Genomic DNA, 16,443 nt, shown 5'->3' with positions numbered 1-16,443 from the left:
TGTTGCTCATAGGGCTCCCCTCTTGCGGCGGCGCGTCTGGGAGGGCCGCCTCGGCACGTCGCCCGCCGCGAGGGCGGCCTGGCGTCTCTTCTGACCGTACTCGGCCAGGGCCGCCGCGAGGGCCGAAGCCGAAGGCTTGTCCGCCATGACGTCCACGCGCAGCCCGAACTCCTCGGCCGTCTTGGCGGTCTGCGGCCCGATGACCGCGATCACCGTGACGTTGTGCGGCTTGCCCGCGATGCCCACCAGGTTCCTGACCGTCGAGGAGGAGGTGAACAGCACCGCGTCGAACCCGCCGCCCTTGATGGCCTCGCGGATGGGCGCGGGCGGCGGCGCGGCGCGGACCGTGCGGTAGGCGGTCACGTCGTCGCACTCCCAGCCCAGCTCGGTCAGGCCGGCGATCAGCGTGTCGGTGGCGATGTCGGCGCGCGGCAGCAGCACCCGGTTGATCGGGTCGAGCATCGAGTCGTACGGCGGCCACTCGGCCAGCAGGCCCTCGGAGGACTGCTCGCCGGTGGGCAGCAGGTCGGGCTTGACGCCGAACTCCACCAGTGCCCTGGCCGTGGCCTCGCCCACGGCCGCCACCTTCAGCCCGGCGAACGCGCGGGCGTCCAGGCCGTACTCCTCGAACTTCTCCCTGATCGCCTTGACGGCGTTGGCACTGGTGAAGGCCACCCACTCGTAGCGCCCGGTGACCAGGCCCTTGATGGCGCGGTCCATCTGCTGCGGAGTGCGCGGCGGCTCCACCGAGATGGTCGGCACCTCCTCGGGCACCGCGCCGTAGGAGCGCAGCTGCTCCGACAGGCCCGCCGCCTGCTCCTTGGTGCGCGGCACGAGCACCCGCCAGCCGAACAGCGGCTTGGTCTCGAACCACGACAGCCGCTCGCGCTGGCCCACCGCCTCGCCCACGACGATGAGCGCGGGCTCGCCGAGCGCGGCGTGCTTGAGGTCGGCCTGGAGCCGGCCCAGCGTGGACACGACGGTGTGCTGCTCGGTGGTGGTGCCGGAGGCGCTGACCGCCACCGGCGTGGTGTCGGGCTTGCCGTGCGCGACCAGCGTCTTGCCGATCGCCACGGCCTGGTCCAGGCCGTTGTAGACGACGAGTGTGCCGGGGCAGGTGGCGTGCGCGGCCCAGTCCTGCTCCTGCGCGGCGTCGACGATCCTGAACTCCGGTACGGCCGTCGCCGGCGGGATGCCGGCGTAGGCCAGTACGGCGGTCGCGGGCGGGACGCCGGGCACGATCTCGAAGTCCACCTCGGCGGCGGCACAGGCGGCGGCCTCCTCGGTGATCGAGGAGAACAGCATGGGATCGCCCTCGCACAGGCGCACGACGCGCTTGCCGGCCGCGGCCTGGGCCACCCAGCCGGCGCCGCCGTCGAGCACTTCCACGCCCTGGCGGCAGTGGCGCAGCAGCGGGCGGAGCGACTCGTGGTCCAGGACCACGGCGTCGGCCTTGGCCAGCAGCTCGGCGCCGCGCAGCGTGAGCAGGTCCGGGTCGCCGGGACCCGCCCCCACGAACGCTACGAACCCGGAGGTCGGACTTTCGGAGCTCACTGGGAATGCTCCCCCATCAGTCTGTCGGCCCCCTCCGCCAGCATCCGGGCCGCGAGCTCGCGGCCCAGGGCGCTGGGGTCGGACGAGGGACCGGCGGCGGACTTGCGCACCGCACGGGCGCCGTCGAGGGCGACGACCGTGGCGGTGAGGTTCAGGGTGCTGCCGTCGTCGACGGCGTGGGCGCCGACCGGGGCCGAGCATCCGGCCTCGAGCGCGGCCAGCACGGTGCGTTCCGCGGTCACCGCGGAACGGGTCAGCGGATCGTCGAGCACGGCCAGGAGGTCGACAAGGTCGGCGCGGCCGGCCAGGCACTCCACCGCGAGCGCCCCCTGCCCGGGGGCCGGGAGCAGCTCCTCGACCTCGAAGATCTGGACGATCTCGGCCTCCCTGCCGATCCTGGCCAGCCCCGCGGCGGCCAGCACGACCGCGTCCAGCTCGCCGCTGTGCACCTTGCCGATGCGGGTGTCGGCGTTGCCCCTGATCGGGACGTACTCCAGGTCGGGCCGCAGCGCGCGCAGCATGGCGACGCGCCGGGGCGACCCGGTGCCGACCCTCGCGCCCGGCGGCAGGTCGGCCAGCTTGGCGTGGCCCACGAGGGCGTCGCGGTGGTCGTGGCGGGCCGGGATCGCGGCCAGCGTGAAGCGCTCGTCGGGCTTGGTGGGCAGGTCCTTGAGGGAGTGGACGGCGAAGTCGACGGTGCCCTCGACCAGCGCGTCGCGCAGCGCGCTGACGAACACGCCCGTGCCGCCGAGCTGCGCGAGATGGGCCTTGGTCACGTCGCCGAACGTGGTGATGCCCACCAGCTCGACGGCCCGCCCGGTGTGCGCGGTGTAGGCGTCGGCGACCATCTGGGACTGGCTGGTCGCCATGAGGCTGCGCCGGGTCCCCAGGCGCAGCGCCGGCCGCTGCACTGACAGCTGCGTCGGCTGTGGCGTCACAGCTCCACCTCCCTGACGGCCTCCGGCACCTTCGGATCGAGATCGAACAGCTCTCGGAGGGCCTCCGCATAATGGTCGCCCGCGGGCGAGGTCGCGAGCCGCTTGACACGCACGGTCGGCTCGTGGAGCAACTTGTCCACGACACGGCGAACCGTCTGGGCCACCTCGTCCCTGGCCCGGTCGTCGAGGTCCGGCAGGCGCGTCATCAGCCGGCCCAGCTCCGCCTCCACCACGTCGGCGGCCTTGCTGCGCAACGCCACGACCGTCGGGGTGACCCTGGCCGCCCGCTCGGCGCTCAGATACGCCTGCAGTTCCTCGGCCACCAGCCTACGCACGGCCTGGACCGCCTCGTCCCCGCGAGCGCCGACGCCCGACTCCTTGATCGTCTCCAGGTCGATCAGGGTCACGCCGGGCAGCTCCCGCACCGCGGGGTCGACGTCGTGCGGCATCGCCAGGTCGAGCAGGACGAGCGGGCCCTTCACCATGGCGGGGGTGATCACATGGCGGCCCGCGCCGGTGCAGCTGACCACCAGGTCGACCTGCGCCAGATCGATCTCCTCCAGCCTGATCGCGCGACCGCCGACCGACTCCGCCAGCCGTACGGCACGCTCGTGGGTCCGGTTGGCCACGACGATCTCGCCCACGCCCGCGCGGGCCAGCGTCGCCACGGCCAGGCCGCTCATGGACCCGGCGCCCACCACCAGCGCCCGCTTGCCCTCGACCGGGCCGCCCAGCTGCAGGCCCGCGGTGACCAGGGAGGCGCCGGCCAGGTCCAGGTCGGTCTCGGTGTGGGCGCGCTTGCCGACGCGCAGCGCCTGCTGCACCAGCTCGTTGAGCACCGCGCCGACCGTGCCGCGCTGCTGCGCCAGCTTGAGCGCCTGCCGTACCTGGCCGAGGATCTGGCCCTCGCCCACCACCATGGAGTCCAGGCCGCACACCACCGAGAACAGGTGCTCGGCGGCGCGGTCCTCGTAGTGGACGTACAGGTGCGGCGTCAGCTCCTCGGCGGCGACCCCGGTGTGCCTGCTCAGCAGCTCCGTCACCGCGGTCACGGCCGCGTGGAAACGGTCCACCGCCGCGTAGACCTCGACCCTGTTGCAGGTCGAGACCACCATGGCCTCCGCGACGCAGGCGTCCTGCTGCACGTCGTGGAGCAGCTTCTCCAGCCGCTCGCCGGAGACGGAAACGCGCTCGAGCAACGCCACAGGAGCGCTCCTGTGGCTCAGTCCGATCGCCAAAACGCTCATTGGCTCTCCACGGCCATCACTGGCCCCCCACTTTCGCGATCCGCTTTGCGTTGCTCGTGGAACGCAAGGATCTGCAGCTCGATCGACAGGTCGACCTTACGCACCTCGACGCCGTCGGGCACGGAGAGGACGACCGGGGCGAAGTTCAGGATGCTGGTCACGCCCGCGGCCACCACGCGGTCGCACACCTGCTGCGCGGCCGCCGCCGGTGTCGCCAGAACCACGATCGACACCCCGCGCCGCTTGATCACGGCCTCCAGTTCGTCGATGTGGTCAACATTCAACCCCGCTATCGTGTCGCCCACCACTTCGGGGTCGGCATCCAGCAAAGCCGCCACCCGGAAGCCGCGCGAGACGAACCCCCCGTAGTTGGCCAGCGCGCGGCCCAGGTTGCCGACGCCCACGATCGCGACCGCCCAGTCCTGGGTCAGGCCCAGCTCGCGGGAGATCTGGTAGACGAGGTACTCCACCTCGTAGCCGACGCCGCGGGTGCCGTACGAGCCCAGGTGGGACAGGTCCTTGCGGAGCTTGGCCGAGTTCACCCCGGCGGCCGTCGCCAGGTCCTCCGAGCTCACCGTCGCGATCCCGCGCTCGGCCATCCCGGTCAGCGCCCGCAGGTACAGCGGCAACCGCGCGACCGTCGCCTCGGGGATGCCGCGGGGATCACGGGTGGGGGACGGGCGACGGGACACGGAGCTCCAGAGCGTGAGGGCGACACCGGTGCCCGGGGTCGCGTCAACGAAATCGAACCATCCTTCAGGTTAATCCCTTTGTGAACCGACGCACAAAGTCGCGGGCTAACCTTGAACGCATGCATCGCGTCACCTTGCTCGGCAAGCCCGGCTGCCACCTGTGCGACGACGCCCGGGAGATCATCGCCCGGGTCGCCGGCGAGCTGGGCGTCCCCTGGGAGGAGGTCGACATCACCTCCTCGCCCGAGCTGCAGGAGAAGTACTGGGAGATGATCCCCGTCACGCTGGTCGACGGGGTGCAGCACGACTTCTGGCGGGTGTCGGAGGACCGGCTCAGGGCCGCGCTGACCGCCTAGAAGCTAGAACAGCGCCGTCGGGAGCGGCATCACCTTGGCGGCGTTGACGTTGAGCTCGATCACGTTGGTGGCCAGCACCAGCGACTGCCGCTCGGCGACGAACCGCTCCACGTGCGGCTGGCGCTGGTGGTCGGCGTAGGCGACCTCGTCGCGGTAGAGCTCGTAGACGATCCGCTGCAGCGGGGCCGACTTGACGCCGTGGCACACGTAGACCAGCGTGTCGGGCTCGCTGCGCCGTACCGCCTCGACCGTCTCCTCGGCCAGCCGGTCGAACGCCGCGCCCGCGCCGTCCATCAGCGTGAAGACGGTCAGCAGGCCGTAGATCGAGGGCGAGGGGCGGGAGGCGGCGGCCGACACCTCGGCGCCGGGGAACAGCGCGCCGGTCGCGGGCATGGCCAGGTCCGGCTGCCGGTGCTGGGGCCGCTGCGGCTGGGAAAGCGGCGGCTGGGGGATCGGCTGCTGGGGGATCGGCTGCTGGGGGATCGGCTGGGGCTGGGGCGCGCCGTGCCTGCCGTACTCGCCGGACGTCATCCCGTACTCGCCGGAGGTCACCCCGTTGGCCAGGAAGACGCCGGTGGCCGGGCCGGAGTCGAGCGGGTCGGCGGCGCGGTACTCGGCCACCAGGTCACCCAGCCCGGAGGTACGGCGGGGCCGCACGGGCGGGGCCTGCGGCGGCTGCGGGGTCTCGGTGCGGCGCGGGGCCGGTTCGGGCTGGATGTCGTCCTCCTCCTCGTCCTCGTACGGCGCGAGGGGGCGCAGCACGGAGTACCAGATGCCGGCCGCCGCGACGAGCAGCAGCGCGGTGGTGAAGATCCCCGGCACGCTGAAGCGCATCGCGCCGAGCAGGGCGAGCGTCGAGGGCGCGATGACCAGGGTGGCGTGCAGGTTGTCCAGGTCGTAGTCGTCGCCGGTGCGCCAGCGCAGGGCCGCCACGACGACCGCGCCGACCATGACGAGCGCCACCGCCACGTGCGCGGCGGCCAGCGCGTAACCGGCGAAGATGGGCGGCCAGTGCGTGGCCGCGTGCGGCACGCTCTTGGTCATCGCCTCGGTCTTCGACACCGGGTCGAAGACCACCACGACCGACAGCACGACGGTCGAGGCGATGCCGATCAGCCACGCCGCGAACCGCGCCGGCACCTTCTCGGCCAGCAGCTGGACCAGGCCGATGCCCAGCCACAGCGGCGCCAGCAGCGCCCCGCCGAGCTGGAAGACCTTGAACGTCCCCATGCCGAAGCCCACCAGCGAGCCCACGCCGACGCCGCCCAGCGCCAGCGCCAGCCCGGCGGCCGCCACGGTCCACGCGATCAGCCACCCCTCCGCCTCCTCACGCAGACGGCGGGCCAATGCTCCGGCGGCGATCGCCGCGAGCAGCGCGCCGGCGAACGCTAGGACAGCGACGAGGATCTCCATGGTGCCTCCAATGCTGCCGGACGATGCCTCCCAGCCGGTAGCCGAAGAGGGGAAACAGGTCGGTGCACACCGTATCCGCGCGTTGTGACTGCCCAAGCCACCGTTTGAAGTGCATTGTGGAAATCAGTCTTGATTTCTAGAGTGTTCGAGCACGCCGAACCCCCAAGGGATACCGGATGCCTGACCCCCATACCGCATCATGGCCGCTCGCCGGGATCATGACCGCCGCCTCCCCCAGAGCGAGCGAGCTCCCCGCCCGAGACGACGACCTGCGCACCGTCGTGCTGCGTGCCAAGACCGGGGACAGCGAGGCTTTCGGAACGCTCTATGACAGGTACCTCGACCTGGTCTACCGCTACATCTACTTCCGGGTCGGGTCCCATCCCCTGGCCGAGGACCTCACCAGCGAGACCTTCCTCCGGGCGCTGCGCAGGATCGCCGACTTCACCTGGCAGGGCCGCGACTTCGGCGCCTGGCTCGTGACCATCGCGCGCAACCTCGTGACCGACCACTTCAAGTCCTCGCGGTACCGGCTCGAGGTGCCCACGGGCGAGATCTTCGACGTCCCCCTCGACGGCGCGCACATCCCGGAGAACGCCGTGGTCGACGCGCTGGTGTACGACCGGCTGTTACGGGCCGTGCGAGAGCTCAACGCCGAGCAGCAGGAGTGCGTGGTCCTGCGTTTCCTGCACGGGCTCTCGCTCGCCGAGACCGCGCTGATCATGGGGAAGAAGAGTGGAGCGATCAAAGCCCTGCAGTTCCGTGCCGTGCGCGCCCTGGCCCGGGCCCTCCGCTCGGACCTGGCGTAACCTCCGCGGACCGGACGTCGTTAGTCAGACGGACAGCAGTCGGGCGGGCGGCTGGGTGTCACTCTCGGTGAGAAGGTCATCGGTGAGAAGGTCACATGCGTAGGTCTCGGCGGTCTCGGCGGTCTCGGCGCAGGGCGCAGGAGGATGTGCTCGCCAGGCTGGCCGAGCTGCGCGACGCCCCGCCCGGCACGGGCCCCGACCCGGCCTTCCGCGCCCGGCTGCGGGAGCGGCTGCTGGCCGAGCCCGTGGGGCGGGAGCCGGAGCCGCGCAGGAGCCCGGTCCGGCCCGTGCCGCGCACCTCGTGGCTGACCCAGCTGGCCACCGTCGGCCTGGCCGCCGCCATGATGCTGGCCGCCTTCGTCACCTACCGGTCCGTGCCCGGCGAGCCGCTCTACCCGCTCAAGCGCGCCGCCGAGGACACCCTGGTACGGCTGAGCCCCGACCCGGTCGAGCGCGGCGAGCGCGAGCTGGTCTCCGCCAAGACCCGGGCCCAGGAGCTCGACGCCCTGCTGCGCTCCCCCGACGGCGGCCCGCACGTCGGCGCGACCCTCAAGGACATGGACCGGAGCACCCGCTCGGGCATCAGCCGGCTGCCCCGCTCGACGAAGATCAAGAAGTTCGCCGAGGACCAGCGCAACCTCGTCGAGGGCATGCTCCCCCAGCTCGACGGCCCCGAACAGGTCCAGGCCAGCGGTTACCTGGACTACATCGACGGCCTCGTTGCCCCGCGATGAGACCCCTTAAGCTGACTGCATGAGGCGGCTACTGCGACGACGGCACGAGACGGAGGCGGAGCGGGCCGGCGAGGTGGCGGCCGCGGCGGCGGTGGCCGCCACCCCCAGCGAGCCCGACCTCCAGGCGGCGGCCTTCTTCGACGTGGACAACACGATGATGCGGGGCGCGTCGATCTACCACTTCGCGCGCGGGCTGGCCACCAGGGGGCTGTTCAAGACCTCCGACCTGGTGAAGTTCGCCCTCGGCCAGGCCATGTTCCGGCTGCGCGGCAGCGAGAACCCCGAGCACATCGCGGTGGCCCGCGAAACGGCGCTGGCCTTCGTGGCGGGCAGCAAGGTCGAGGACGTCGTACGGCTCGGCGAGGAGATCTACGACGAGGTGATGGCGGACCGGATCTGGGCGGGCACCCGCGCCCTGGCCCAGGCCCACCTGGACGCCGGCCAGCGGGTCTGGCTGGTCACCGCCACCCCGGTCGAGCTGGCGCGGGTCATCGCGCAGCGCCTGGGCCTGACGGGCGCGCTCGGCACGGTCGCGGAGACGGTCGACGGCGTCTACACCGGGCGGCTGGTCGGCGACCTGCTGCACGGCCCGGCCAAGGCCGAGGCGGTGCGGGCGCTCGCGCGGCGCGAGGGGCTGGATCTGACCAAGTGCACCGCCTACAGCGACTCGGCCAACGACCTGCCGATGCTGTCGCTGGTCGGGCACGCGGTGGCCATCAACCCCGACTCCGAGCTGCGCGAGTACGCCAAGAAGAACGGCTGGCCGGTCAAGGACTTCCGCACCGGGCGCAAGGCCACGCTCACGGCCCTGCCGATCGCCGCGGGCGCGGGCGCCGTGGCGGGCGGGGTCGCGGCGGGCATCGCGCTGCGCAAGCACTACCGGAAACGGCTCTAGCGTCCCGGGCACGCCTCTCTCTAGGCGGCTTTCGGCTCTCCGGGCGGCATCGGCTCTTTCAGGGCTTTGCCGACCAGCTCGGCCAGGGTGCGGTTGACCACTTCCGGGCGCTCGAGGCCGAGCATGTGCCCGGCGCCGGGCACGACGATCAGCCGGGCGCCGGGAAGCGCCTGGGCGATCCTGTGGGCGTGCGAGGGCGGCGTGAGCCGGTCGCGGGCGCCCACCATGACCAGCGTCTCCACCGAGGCCAGCGCGTGGAGGGCATCGGCCTTGTCGTGCGCCATGATCCCGTGGAAGAAGCCCACCATCACCTCGGTCGGCGTCGCCGCGACCATGCCGTTGACGAGGCTGACGTGCTCCCGCCTCGCCCCGGGGCCGAACGCCAGGTAGCGGGTGACCGGCCAGTTCACGCCCCGCTTCAGCGCGGCGCTGCGGTCGATCAGCGGGGCCCTGGCGAGCATGCGCTCCAGCACGAGCGGCGTCATCCTCGGCACGGCGCGGCCCAGCGGCCCGCGCAGGCCGAACGTGCTGCCGGCCAGCCCGCCGCAGGAGGTGCCGAGCAGCGCGACACCCCTGATCCTGTCGCCGAACAGCTCCGGCCGCCGGGCCGCCAGCCCCATGACGGTCATCCCGCCCATCGAGTGCCCGACCAGGACGACGGGCAGCTCGGGCGGGACGACCTCCTCGACGACCGTCTCCAGGTCCTCGGCGAGCCGGTCGACGGTGCAGCAGTCGTAGGCCCCCGCCGAGGAGGCGCCGTGCCCGCGCTGGTCGTAGCAGACCAGAATGGCCTCGCCGGCCAGCGCCTCCCGCTGGGGGAACCAGCACCCGCGGTTGAGCACCCACCCGTGGGCGAACACCACCGCCGCCTTCGGCTCGCTCGCCTCGTCGACCTCGACCGCCAGCCGTACGCCGTCGCCCGTGGTGACGGTGAGACAGCGGCCCTGTCGCGGCTCTCGTCCGGGCTCCTGACGGGTGGTACGGCGGCGCCTGGCGAGCCCGGCCGCGGCGCCGAGCAGCAGGCCCGCGGCCAGGGCTCCGCGGATGCCACGCCTGATCTCCATGACCCAGACGATAACCGTTGCTGGACTTTTCGTCCAATAAGGATCCGATAATGGCTTATTTCAGCGTCTTGAACAGGCGCGCGGCGTCGGGCTGGAGCCATTCGACCCGGTGCGGGTCAGGGGAGTACTGCCTGACCGGAACCGTGACGAAGGTCGGCGTGCTCCCTCCCATGCCGGCGGCCAGGCCGTACATCGTCTCCAGGTCGAAGCCCTCGTCCGTGGTCACCTGCCGCCGGACGGCCGCGACGAAGTCCCGCAGCCGGGCCGGGTCCGACAGCGTCTGCCGGGCCTTACGCGCCATGGCGGCCATGAGCTGCTGCTGGCGCCGGATGCGGTGCAGGTCGGAGCCGTCGCCGTAGTCGCGCAGCCGCGCCCAGGCGACCGCCTGCCGGCCGGTGAGCGTCTGCCTGCCCTTGTCCAGGCGCAGCTTGGACCTGGGGTCGTCGACCGGCTTCGGCACGGTGATCTCCACCCCGCCCAGCGCGTCCACCATCGCCTCGAACCCGGAGAAGTCGAACGCCACCGCGTGGTGGATGCGAAGGCCGGTGAGCTGCTCGACCGTCGTCCACGTGCAGCGCAGGCCGCCCCGGTCGTAGGCGGCGTTGATCATGTCGAGCCGCCCGCCCCCGCAAGCCGGCAGCTTGACCATCGAGTCGCGCGGGATGCTGACCACGGTCACGGCCTTCCTGTCCTCCGGGACGTGGACCAGGAGCAGCGCGTCGCCGCGCTCGCCCTTCCCGAGCCGGGGCGTGCCGGCCTGGCTGTCGCTGCCCACCACCAGGATGTTCACGGCGCCCGCGACCACGGCCGGCCGTACCCCCTCGGGCTCCCGGACCCGCGTCGCGGTCCCGCCGCCCGCGAGCAGCACGGGCACCAGGATCGCCACCGCCGTGGCCGCCGCGGCCAGGGACACCGGCAGCCAGCCGATCCTTCGCCTCCTGGCGCCCAGCATCCTCCGGCGCTGCCGCACCAGCGTGGGCGGCGGCTCGTGCTCCAGCTCGCGGCCGAGGTCGCGCAGCATCGTCATCTCGTCCATGTCACGCCTCCTCGCGCATCGGATCGGCGCCGCCCAGCTCGGCGCGCAGCTTCCGGCGGGCGCGGTTGAGCCGGGACCGCACGGTGCCCAGCGGGATGTCCAGGGCCCGGGCGACCTCCTCGTAGGTCAGGCCGCTCCAGGCGTACAGCAGCAGAGCGTCACGGTCGCGCTTGGACAGCGCGGCCAGCGCCTCGGCCAGCGCCTTCCTGGCCGCCTGCGCCGTCACCCCCGCCGCCACGGCGTCCGCGGGGAACTCGACGTGCTCTTCCACGGGACTGCGTTGCAGGGCCCGGTACCGCGCCGCCTCGCTCCTGTGGTGGCGCGACAGCAGCTTGGTCGCGATGCCGAACAGCCAGGGACGGGCGTCGGGATAGTTCAGGTCGTAGTGGCGACGCCGGGAGAAGGCCACCATGAACGTCTCGCCCACCAGGTCCTCGGCGTGCTCGGGCCCCACCCGCCGGGAGACGTAGCGGTAGATCATCCCGGAGTAGCGGTCGAACAGCGTGGCGAACGCCTCGGGCTCGGTCAACGATCGGCGCACGATGTCGCTGTCTTCGACCCGGGTTATCGGGGGTGCGGTCATACGCGGGTGTCTTCCGTCGGGGGAACCGGTCAAGCATGTCTCGCCACTCGGGGGTCATGCGGTTCACGGCGAGTCCAACGGCGTGGGCCTTCGCGGATCTCGGCAGACGCGCGCCTAAGCCCCGGCCAGGACGTAGAGCAGGGCGGCCATGCTGGTGCCGTTGACGATCTCCCGCTTCTCGATCAGGCGGCGGACGCCGGCGAGCGGCACCCACTCGACGCGGTCGGCCTCCCAGGCGTCGACGGCCGGGCCGATGTGCGTGGCCTCGCCCATCCCCTGCTCGTCGTGGCGGCAGCTAGCAGTATCAGAAGGCTGTCAGAAGAAGGGCGGGAAGGCGTGTCCCCGGCGCAGGCGCAGCTCGTTGAGCATCTGCTGGATCGTCTCCCGCACCTGGTCGGTGAGGTTGAACACCACGATGGGGTCGTCGGCGTCGGCCGGGTCGTGGTCGTCGGTCCTGATGGGCTCGCCGAACTCGATCATCCACTTCGACGGCAGCGGGATCAGCCCCAATGGCCCCAGCCAGGGGAAGAACGGCGTTATCGGGATGTACGGCACGCCGAGCAGCCGGGCCAGCGTCTTCAGGTCGCCGATCTTCGGGTAGATCTCCTCGGCCCCCACGATGGCCGTCGGGACGATGGGCACCCCCGCCCTGATCGCCGAGGCGACGAAGCCGCCCCTGCCGAAGCGCTGCAGCTTGTACCGCTCCGAGAACGGCTTGCCGACCCCCTTGAACCCCTCGGGGAAGACCCCCACGAGCTCGCCCTTCCGCAGCAGGCGGTCCGCGTCCTCGCGGCACGCGAGCGTGTGCCCCGACTTCCGCGAAAGGTGCGACAGGAACGGCAGCTGGTAGACCAGGTCCGCGCCGAGCATGCGGCAGGGCCGTCCGGCCTCGTCGTGCAGCGCCACGTGCAGCATCAGCGCGTCGACGGGGAGCGTCCCCGAGTGGTTGGCGACGACGAGCGCTCCCCCCTCGCCGGGCACGTTGTCCAGGCCCAGGGCGTCGACGCGGAACCAGTGCCGGTACAGCGGCCGGACCAGCTCCAGCAGCACGGTGTCGGTCAGCTCGGGGTCGAAGCCGAACTCGTCGACCTCGTAGTCGCCCGTGATCCGCCTGCGCAGGAACGCCAGCAGCCCGGCCAGGCGCTCCTCGCAGGAGGCGGCGGCCCCCCGGTGGGACGGGGCGTCGGTGATGGGGATCACCCTAGCCGGTTCTGCCGTCACCGTCTGCACCTCAGGAAGTCGTCGAAGGCGGCCGCGGTGGTGAACTTGGGCCGCCAGCCGAGCTCGGCCGCCAGCTTGGCGGTGTCGACCACGCGGCCGTGGCTCATCAGCTTGAGCTGCTCGGGGGAGAAGTCGACCAGGCCCATGCGGCGCGCGGCGTCGCCCAGCAGGCCGAAGGCGGGCGACGGGAGCGGCAGGGGGATGCGTCCGGCCCGCCGTACGCACTGGGACAGCAGCAGCACGCCGGCCCCGGCCACGTTGAACGTGCCGGGGTGGTCCTCCAGGGCCATCCGGCACAGCACCTCGACCGCGTCGTCCTCGTGGACGAACTGCAGCCGCGGGTCGAAGCCGAGCACGGTCGGCACCAGAGGCTGGGAGAAGTAGCGGGTGAGCGGCGAGTCGACGCCGGGCCCCATGAAGTTGGCGAAGCGCAGCATGGAGACGGTCACGTCGGGCCGGCGGCGGGAGAAGCCGCGCACGTAGCCCTCGACCTCCGCCGCGTCCTTCGCGTAGCCGTGCGAAGGGCCGTCGTGCGGCTCCAGGTCCTCGGTGAAGACCGCCGGGTCCCTGGGAGAGGAGCCGTAGACGGCCGTGGTGGAGCGGACCACCACGCGACGCACCGTCTCGGAACGCTGGCACGCGCCGAGCAACTGCATGGTGCCGATGACGTTGTGCTCTTTCATCACCGCCCGGCCCGCGCCGCGCGTGGGAGCGCTGACCAGGCTCATGTGGACGACCGTGTCGATGTCGGCGGTCGCGATCACCTTGGCGATGTCGGGGCTGCGCAGATCCACCCGGACGAACTCCATCCGCCCGAGGCTCATGCCGCCGTCCCGCGCGAGCGAGGGTGGCGGCACGGTGTCCACGCCGATGACACGGGAGATCCCCGGATCGGCCGCGAGCACGCTCGCCACCCGAGCGCCGATGTGGCGCGAGACCCCGGTGACGAGCACGGTGTGGGTCATCGGCGCCTCACAGCCGCTAGCCGCTACTTCTTGTTGCGCCGCTGGATGCGAGTCTTCTTGAGCAGCTTGCGGTGCTTCTTCTTCGCCATCCGCTTGCGGCGCTTCTTGATGACAGAGCCCATGAGACCCCCAGGAGTCGAGCGAGGTGATCCGGTGCGCGAGCGCACACCGCGTCACAGACTACCGGCGATCCGTGGTAGATCGCCCCCTGGGGGTGGCGCCCGGCCTCGCCCGCCGGCTCTCGCCCTCGCCTGTTGGCGCGTGCCAAAGCTCGGCCGGGCCGCCATCCTCGTCTGCATTCACACCGGGTCGCCCGGTGCTACCTCATCCCGCCTCGATGTAGGCCTCCCGAAGATAGTCGTGTACCGCCTGCTCCGGGACCCTGAACGACCGGCCCACTCGGATGGCCGGCAGCTCGCCCGAGTGCACGAGTCGGTACACCGTCATCTTGGACACCCGCATGACCGTGGCCACCTCGGCCACCGTCAGGAACTTCACCTCGCTGAGAGGTCTTTCGCCTGCACCCATCGAACGCCTCTTCCGCACGTGTTTCCGGGTTATCCCCACTGGTGCCATTGCTCACGCACGTCTACTGCCGTCAGCGTAAGTCGGGACTCCGGGTGCGCAAACCCCCTATTTTCTCAGTCTCCGGAGCCCCCTGTCAGCCAAACGCGCAAACACGCTGGCCAGCAGCCGGGCCGAGCCCCTCGCCTCAAGGTCGAGTCTGGACAACTTCGTACACATAAGAGTCGCCCCACCCCTCCCAAGAGTTGGCAAAGGGACGACAAGCCTCCCCAAATGCAGGCGCGAAAAGACGGTATAGGGAGGGCCGAATCGGACTCAGCTGGCTCGTGAGACTCCTGTGACGAGCCACTCTGTCAACGGAGAGTAATATCTTGGCAGCACATTGTCATCGAGCGGGACGACCACGTCGATCTTGCCCTCGGCCTCGCCGAGGAACAGGGCGGGGTCGTTGCTGTCCGCGAAGCCCACGGTCGGGATGCCCGCCTCCGCCGCGGCGCCCGCCCAGCCGTGGTCGGCGACCACCAGGTCGGGCCGCTCGCCGCCCATCGCGGCGATCATCGCCTCCATCGGCGCGGCGTCGTGGGTGTGCACGAATCCGCCGCGGTCGTCGAGCATCGCCACGTCGCCGAGGTAGCGGATCACCCGGCGGCGGCCGAACCCCGAGCCGTAGTAGGCCCAGCCCTCGGCCGGGGACAGCAGCGTGGCGCCGCGTTCCCTGGCGAGGCGGGCCAGCTCCAGGTGGATGGCCAGCAGGCCGGTGGGATGGCCGGTCGCGAACAGTAGCTTCGGGCTGTCCTTCCGCAGCGCCGCGGCGATGCGGTCGGCCATGGCGTCCAGGGCGTCGATGGTGCGGTCGGGGTCGATGGTGTCCTGGCCGGCGTGGTGGGCGGGGTCGGGGCTGACGCCCACGGACTTGGCCATGAGGGCGAGGATGTCGCGGAAGGACCACTCCTGCTCGAAGCTCAGGCCGAAGGTGTAGCTCGGGTCGCGGTTGGCCAGGGAGGCGTAGTGGTCGAGGTTGTTCTCGCGAGAGGTCGCGACGTCGCCCGCGATGCGGGTCCTGATCAGGTGCTCGCGGAGTTCGTCGCGGCTGAGCACTGAGGCCTCCCTTTCTCGTGGCACCCTTCGGGAGCTTACGCGCCCCGCCGTCCGCGGCCCCGTCAGGGCATGGGATCCAGCCCGTGGAGCGGGAAGACCGCGTTGCGCGTCGCCATGATGGCCCGGTCGATGGGGTCTGACGGGTCATAACCGCCGGAAATATCGTGGAATTCCGCCGTCCGCCCGTCCGTCATCGTCAGCGGCGGCGTCTCCCGGGTGCGCTCGCGCACCAGCGCCCGCCAGGCCTCGCCCGTGGGCGTCGACGGGTCCAGAGGGTGCCCGGAGGCCTCCGCGATCAGGTGCGTCCACACCCGCGGCACGACCTGGACCAGCTCGTACCCCCCGCCCCCGGTGGCGATCCACCGCCCGCCGGCCGTCTCGTGCGCCAGCCGGTGCAGCGCCTGGTAGGCCGCCCGCTGCCCGTCCACGCTGAGCATGAGGTGCGCCAGCGGGTCCAGCGCGTGGCTGTCGCACCCGTGCTGGGTGACCAGCACCTCCGGCGCGAACTCGCGCAGCAGCGGGGGCACGACCGCGTGGAAGGCCCGCAGCCATCCCGCGTCGCCGCACCCGGCCGGGAGGGCGACGTTGACCGCCGTGCCCTCGGCGCCGGTCTCCTCCGGCCACCCCGTCCCCGGGAACAGCGTGCGGGGGCTCTCGTGCAGGCTGATGGTCAGCACCCGCGGATCGTCGTAGAACAACGCCTGCACGCCGTCCCCGTGGTGGACGTCCACGTCCACGTAGGCGATCCTTGACACGCCCCGCGACAGCAGCCACGCGATCGCCACCGCCGGATCGTTGTAGACGCAGAACCCGCTGGCCAGTCCGGCCATCGCGTGGTGCAGCCCGCCCGCCACGTTGACCGCGTGCTCCGCCGTACCCTCGTAGACCGCCCGGGCGGCGGCCAGCGACGCGCCCGCGATCAGCGCGGAGGCCTCGTGCACGCCCGCGAAGGCCGGGTTGTCCGGCGTCCCCAGCCCCACGGTGAGGTCCGGCCTGCCGTCCGCCGAGACCCGCTTGACCGCCTCGATGTAGTCGCGTTTGTGGACCAGCGCCAGCTCGTCGTCGCTCGCCGGGGCGCAGCCCGCCAGGTCGGCCTTGTCCAGCACGCCGAGCTCGCGCGACAGCGCCATGGTCAGCTCGACCCTGATGGGCGCGAGGGGATGCCCGGGACCGAAGTTGTAGGAGGTGAGGGCGTCGTCCCAGATCACCCGCGCCCGTCCAGCCATCACAGTCCTCCTCGTTCTCGTGGCGACGTTACCGCAGCCGTCACGGCCGGTGGTCACCCGCCTGCGAGCATGGTGCGCCGAGCTTCA

General features: G+C 71.8%; 19 protein-coding genes. 4 read left to right on the top strand and 15 right to left on the bottom strand.

What is annotated here, in order from left to right:
- Nucleotides 1-6: 6 nt before the first annotated feature.
- Genes BSB02_RS02315 through BSB02_RS02300 form a run of 4 tightly spaced genes read right to left on the bottom strand, consistent with a single transcriptional unit; the run spans nt 7 to nt 4,431 of the window.
- Nucleotides 7-1,554, bottom strand: coding sequence for a bifunctional uroporphyrinogen-III C-methyltransferase/uroporphyrinogen-III synthase (locus BSB02_RS02315; protein WP_084956027.1), 1,548 nt, complete (start codon nt 1,552-1,554; stop codon nt 7-9).
- Nucleotides 1,551-2,492, bottom strand: a complete 942-nt coding sequence (gene hemC, locus BSB02_RS02310; RefSeq protein ID WP_276206305.1) for a hydroxymethylbilane synthase — start codon at nt 2,490-2,492, stop codon at nt 1,551-1,553. Before hemC ends, BSB02_RS02315 begins: the two co-directional genes overlap by 4 nt.
- Nucleotides 2,489-3,739, bottom strand: a complete 1,251-nt coding sequence (locus BSB02_RS02305) for a glutamyl-tRNA reductase (RefSeq protein ID WP_084956025.1) — start codon at nt 3,737-3,739, stop codon at nt 2,489-2,491. The genes hemC and BSB02_RS02305 overlap by 4 nt, the downstream gene beginning before the upstream one ends.
- Nucleotides 3,736-4,431, bottom strand: a complete 696-nt coding sequence (locus BSB02_RS02300; protein WP_084956023.1) for a redox-sensing transcriptional repressor Rex — start codon at nt 4,429-4,431, stop codon at nt 3,736-3,738. Before BSB02_RS02300 ends, BSB02_RS02305 begins: the two co-directional genes overlap by 4 nt.
- 119 nt (nt 4,432-4,550) lie before the next feature.
- Here BSB02_RS02300 and BSB02_RS02295 point away from each other — a divergent pair, with 119 nt between their 5' ends.
- Nucleotides 4,551-4,787, top strand: coding sequence for a glutaredoxin family protein (locus BSB02_RS02295; RefSeq protein WP_084956020.1), 237 nt, complete (start codon nt 4,551-4,553; stop codon nt 4,785-4,787).
- Between the two features lie 3 nt (nt 4,788-4,790).
- Here BSB02_RS02295 and BSB02_RS02290 read toward each other — a convergent pair whose 3' ends face one another.
- A complete protein-coding gene (locus BSB02_RS02290; RefSeq protein WP_084956018.1) occupies nt 4,791-6,200 on the bottom strand; it encodes a putative quinol monooxygenase in 1,410 nt (469 codons plus the stop codon).
- 176 nt (nt 6,201-6,376) lie between these two features.
- Here BSB02_RS02290 and BSB02_RS02285 point away from each other — a divergent pair, with 176 nt between their 5' ends.
- The 3 genes from BSB02_RS02285 to BSB02_RS02275 all read left to right on the top strand — a co-directional run bounded on the left by BSB02_RS02285 (nt 6,377) and on the right by BSB02_RS02275 (nt 8,638).
- On the top strand, nt 6,377-7,009 hold the full coding sequence (locus BSB02_RS02285) for a sigma-70 family RNA polymerase sigma factor (RefSeq protein ID WP_084956016.1): 633 nt from the start codon (nt 6,377-6,379) through the stop codon (nt 7,007-7,009).
- Nucleotides 7,010-7,155: 146 nt separating this feature from the next.
- Nucleotides 7,156-7,743 carry a DUF5667 domain-containing protein gene (locus BSB02_RS02280; RefSeq protein ID WP_084956014.1) on the top strand — a complete coding sequence of 196 codons (588 nt, stop codon included), beginning with the start codon at nt 7,156-7,158 and terminating at the stop codon, nt 7,741-7,743.
- A 19-nt stretch (nt 7,744-7,762) separates the two neighbouring features.
- Nucleotides 7,763-8,638 carry an HAD family hydrolase gene (locus BSB02_RS02275; RefSeq protein ID WP_084956012.1) on the top strand — a complete coding sequence of 292 codons (876 nt, stop codon included), beginning with the start codon at nt 7,763-7,765 and terminating at the stop codon, nt 8,636-8,638.
- A 20-nt stretch (nt 8,639-8,658) separates the two neighbouring features.
- On the opposite strand, the gene BSB02_RS02270 is transcribed toward BSB02_RS02275, so the two are convergent.
- From BSB02_RS02270 to BSB02_RS02230, 10 genes are all read right to left on the bottom strand, one after another.
- Nucleotides 8,659-9,702, bottom strand: coding sequence for an alpha/beta fold hydrolase (locus tag BSB02_RS02270; protein ID WP_084956010.1), 1,044 nt, complete (start codon nt 9,700-9,702; stop codon nt 8,659-8,661).
- 55 nt (nt 9,703-9,757) lie between these two features.
- On the bottom strand, nt 9,758-10,738 hold the full coding sequence (locus tag BSB02_RS02265; protein WP_084956008.1) for an LCP family protein: 981 nt from the start codon (nt 10,736-10,738) through the stop codon (nt 9,758-9,760).
- 1 nt (nt 10,739) lies between these two features.
- Nucleotides 10,740-11,279, bottom strand: coding sequence for an RNA polymerase sigma factor (locus BSB02_RS02260; protein ID WP_338064315.1), 540 nt, complete (start codon nt 11,277-11,279; stop codon nt 10,740-10,742).
- Between the two features lie 156 nt (nt 11,280-11,435).
- On the bottom strand, nt 11,436-11,594 hold the full coding sequence (locus tag BSB02_RS40435; protein ID WP_158088536.1) for an NUDIX hydrolase: 159 nt from the start codon (nt 11,592-11,594) through the stop codon (nt 11,436-11,438).
- Between the two features lie 42 nt (nt 11,595-11,636).
- Nucleotides 11,637-12,542 (bottom strand): lysophospholipid acyltransferase family protein, encoded by a 906-nt coding sequence (locus tag BSB02_RS02255; RefSeq protein ID WP_240506110.1) that lies wholly within the window; start codon nt 12,540-12,542, stop codon nt 11,637-11,639.
- Nucleotides 12,539-13,507 carry an NAD-dependent epimerase/dehydratase family protein gene (locus BSB02_RS02250; protein ID WP_084956002.1) on the bottom strand — a complete coding sequence of 323 codons (969 nt, stop codon included), beginning with the start codon at nt 13,505-13,507 and terminating at the stop codon, nt 12,539-12,541. The genes BSB02_RS02255 and BSB02_RS02250 overlap by 4 nt, the downstream gene beginning before the upstream one ends.
- 23 nt (nt 13,508-13,530) lie before the next feature.
- Complete coding sequence (locus BSB02_RS02245) at nt 13,531-13,629, bottom strand: 30S ribosomal protein bS22 (RefSeq protein ID WP_018654693.1); 99 nt, start codon at nt 13,627-13,629, stop codon at nt 13,531-13,533.
- Nucleotides 13,630-13,831: 202 nt separating this feature from the next.
- Nucleotides 13,832-14,035 carry a helix-turn-helix domain-containing protein gene (locus BSB02_RS02240; protein WP_026214222.1) on the bottom strand — a complete coding sequence of 68 codons (204 nt, stop codon included), beginning with the start codon at nt 14,033-14,035 and terminating at the stop codon, nt 13,832-13,834.
- Nucleotides 14,036-14,347: 312 nt separating this feature from the next.
- Nucleotides 14,348-15,130, bottom strand: coding sequence for a phosphatase (locus BSB02_RS02235; protein WP_084956000.1), 783 nt, complete (start codon nt 15,128-15,130; stop codon nt 14,348-14,350).
- Nucleotides 15,131-15,192: 62 nt separating this feature from the next.
- Complete coding sequence (locus BSB02_RS02230) at nt 15,193-16,356, bottom strand: acetoin utilization protein AcuC (protein WP_084955997.1); 1,164 nt, start codon at nt 16,354-16,356, stop codon at nt 15,193-15,195.
- Between the last annotated feature and the right edge of the window lie 87 nt (nt 16,357-16,443).

Source organism: Thermoactinospora rubra (genome assembly GCF_002093975.1).
Classification (GTDB): Bacteria; Actinomycetota; Actinomycetes; order Streptosporangiales; family Streptosporangiaceae; genus Nonomuraea; species Nonomuraea rubra_A.
Note: the sequence above shows the minus strand (reverse complement) of the source record. Positions and strands in the feature narration are given on the sequence as shown.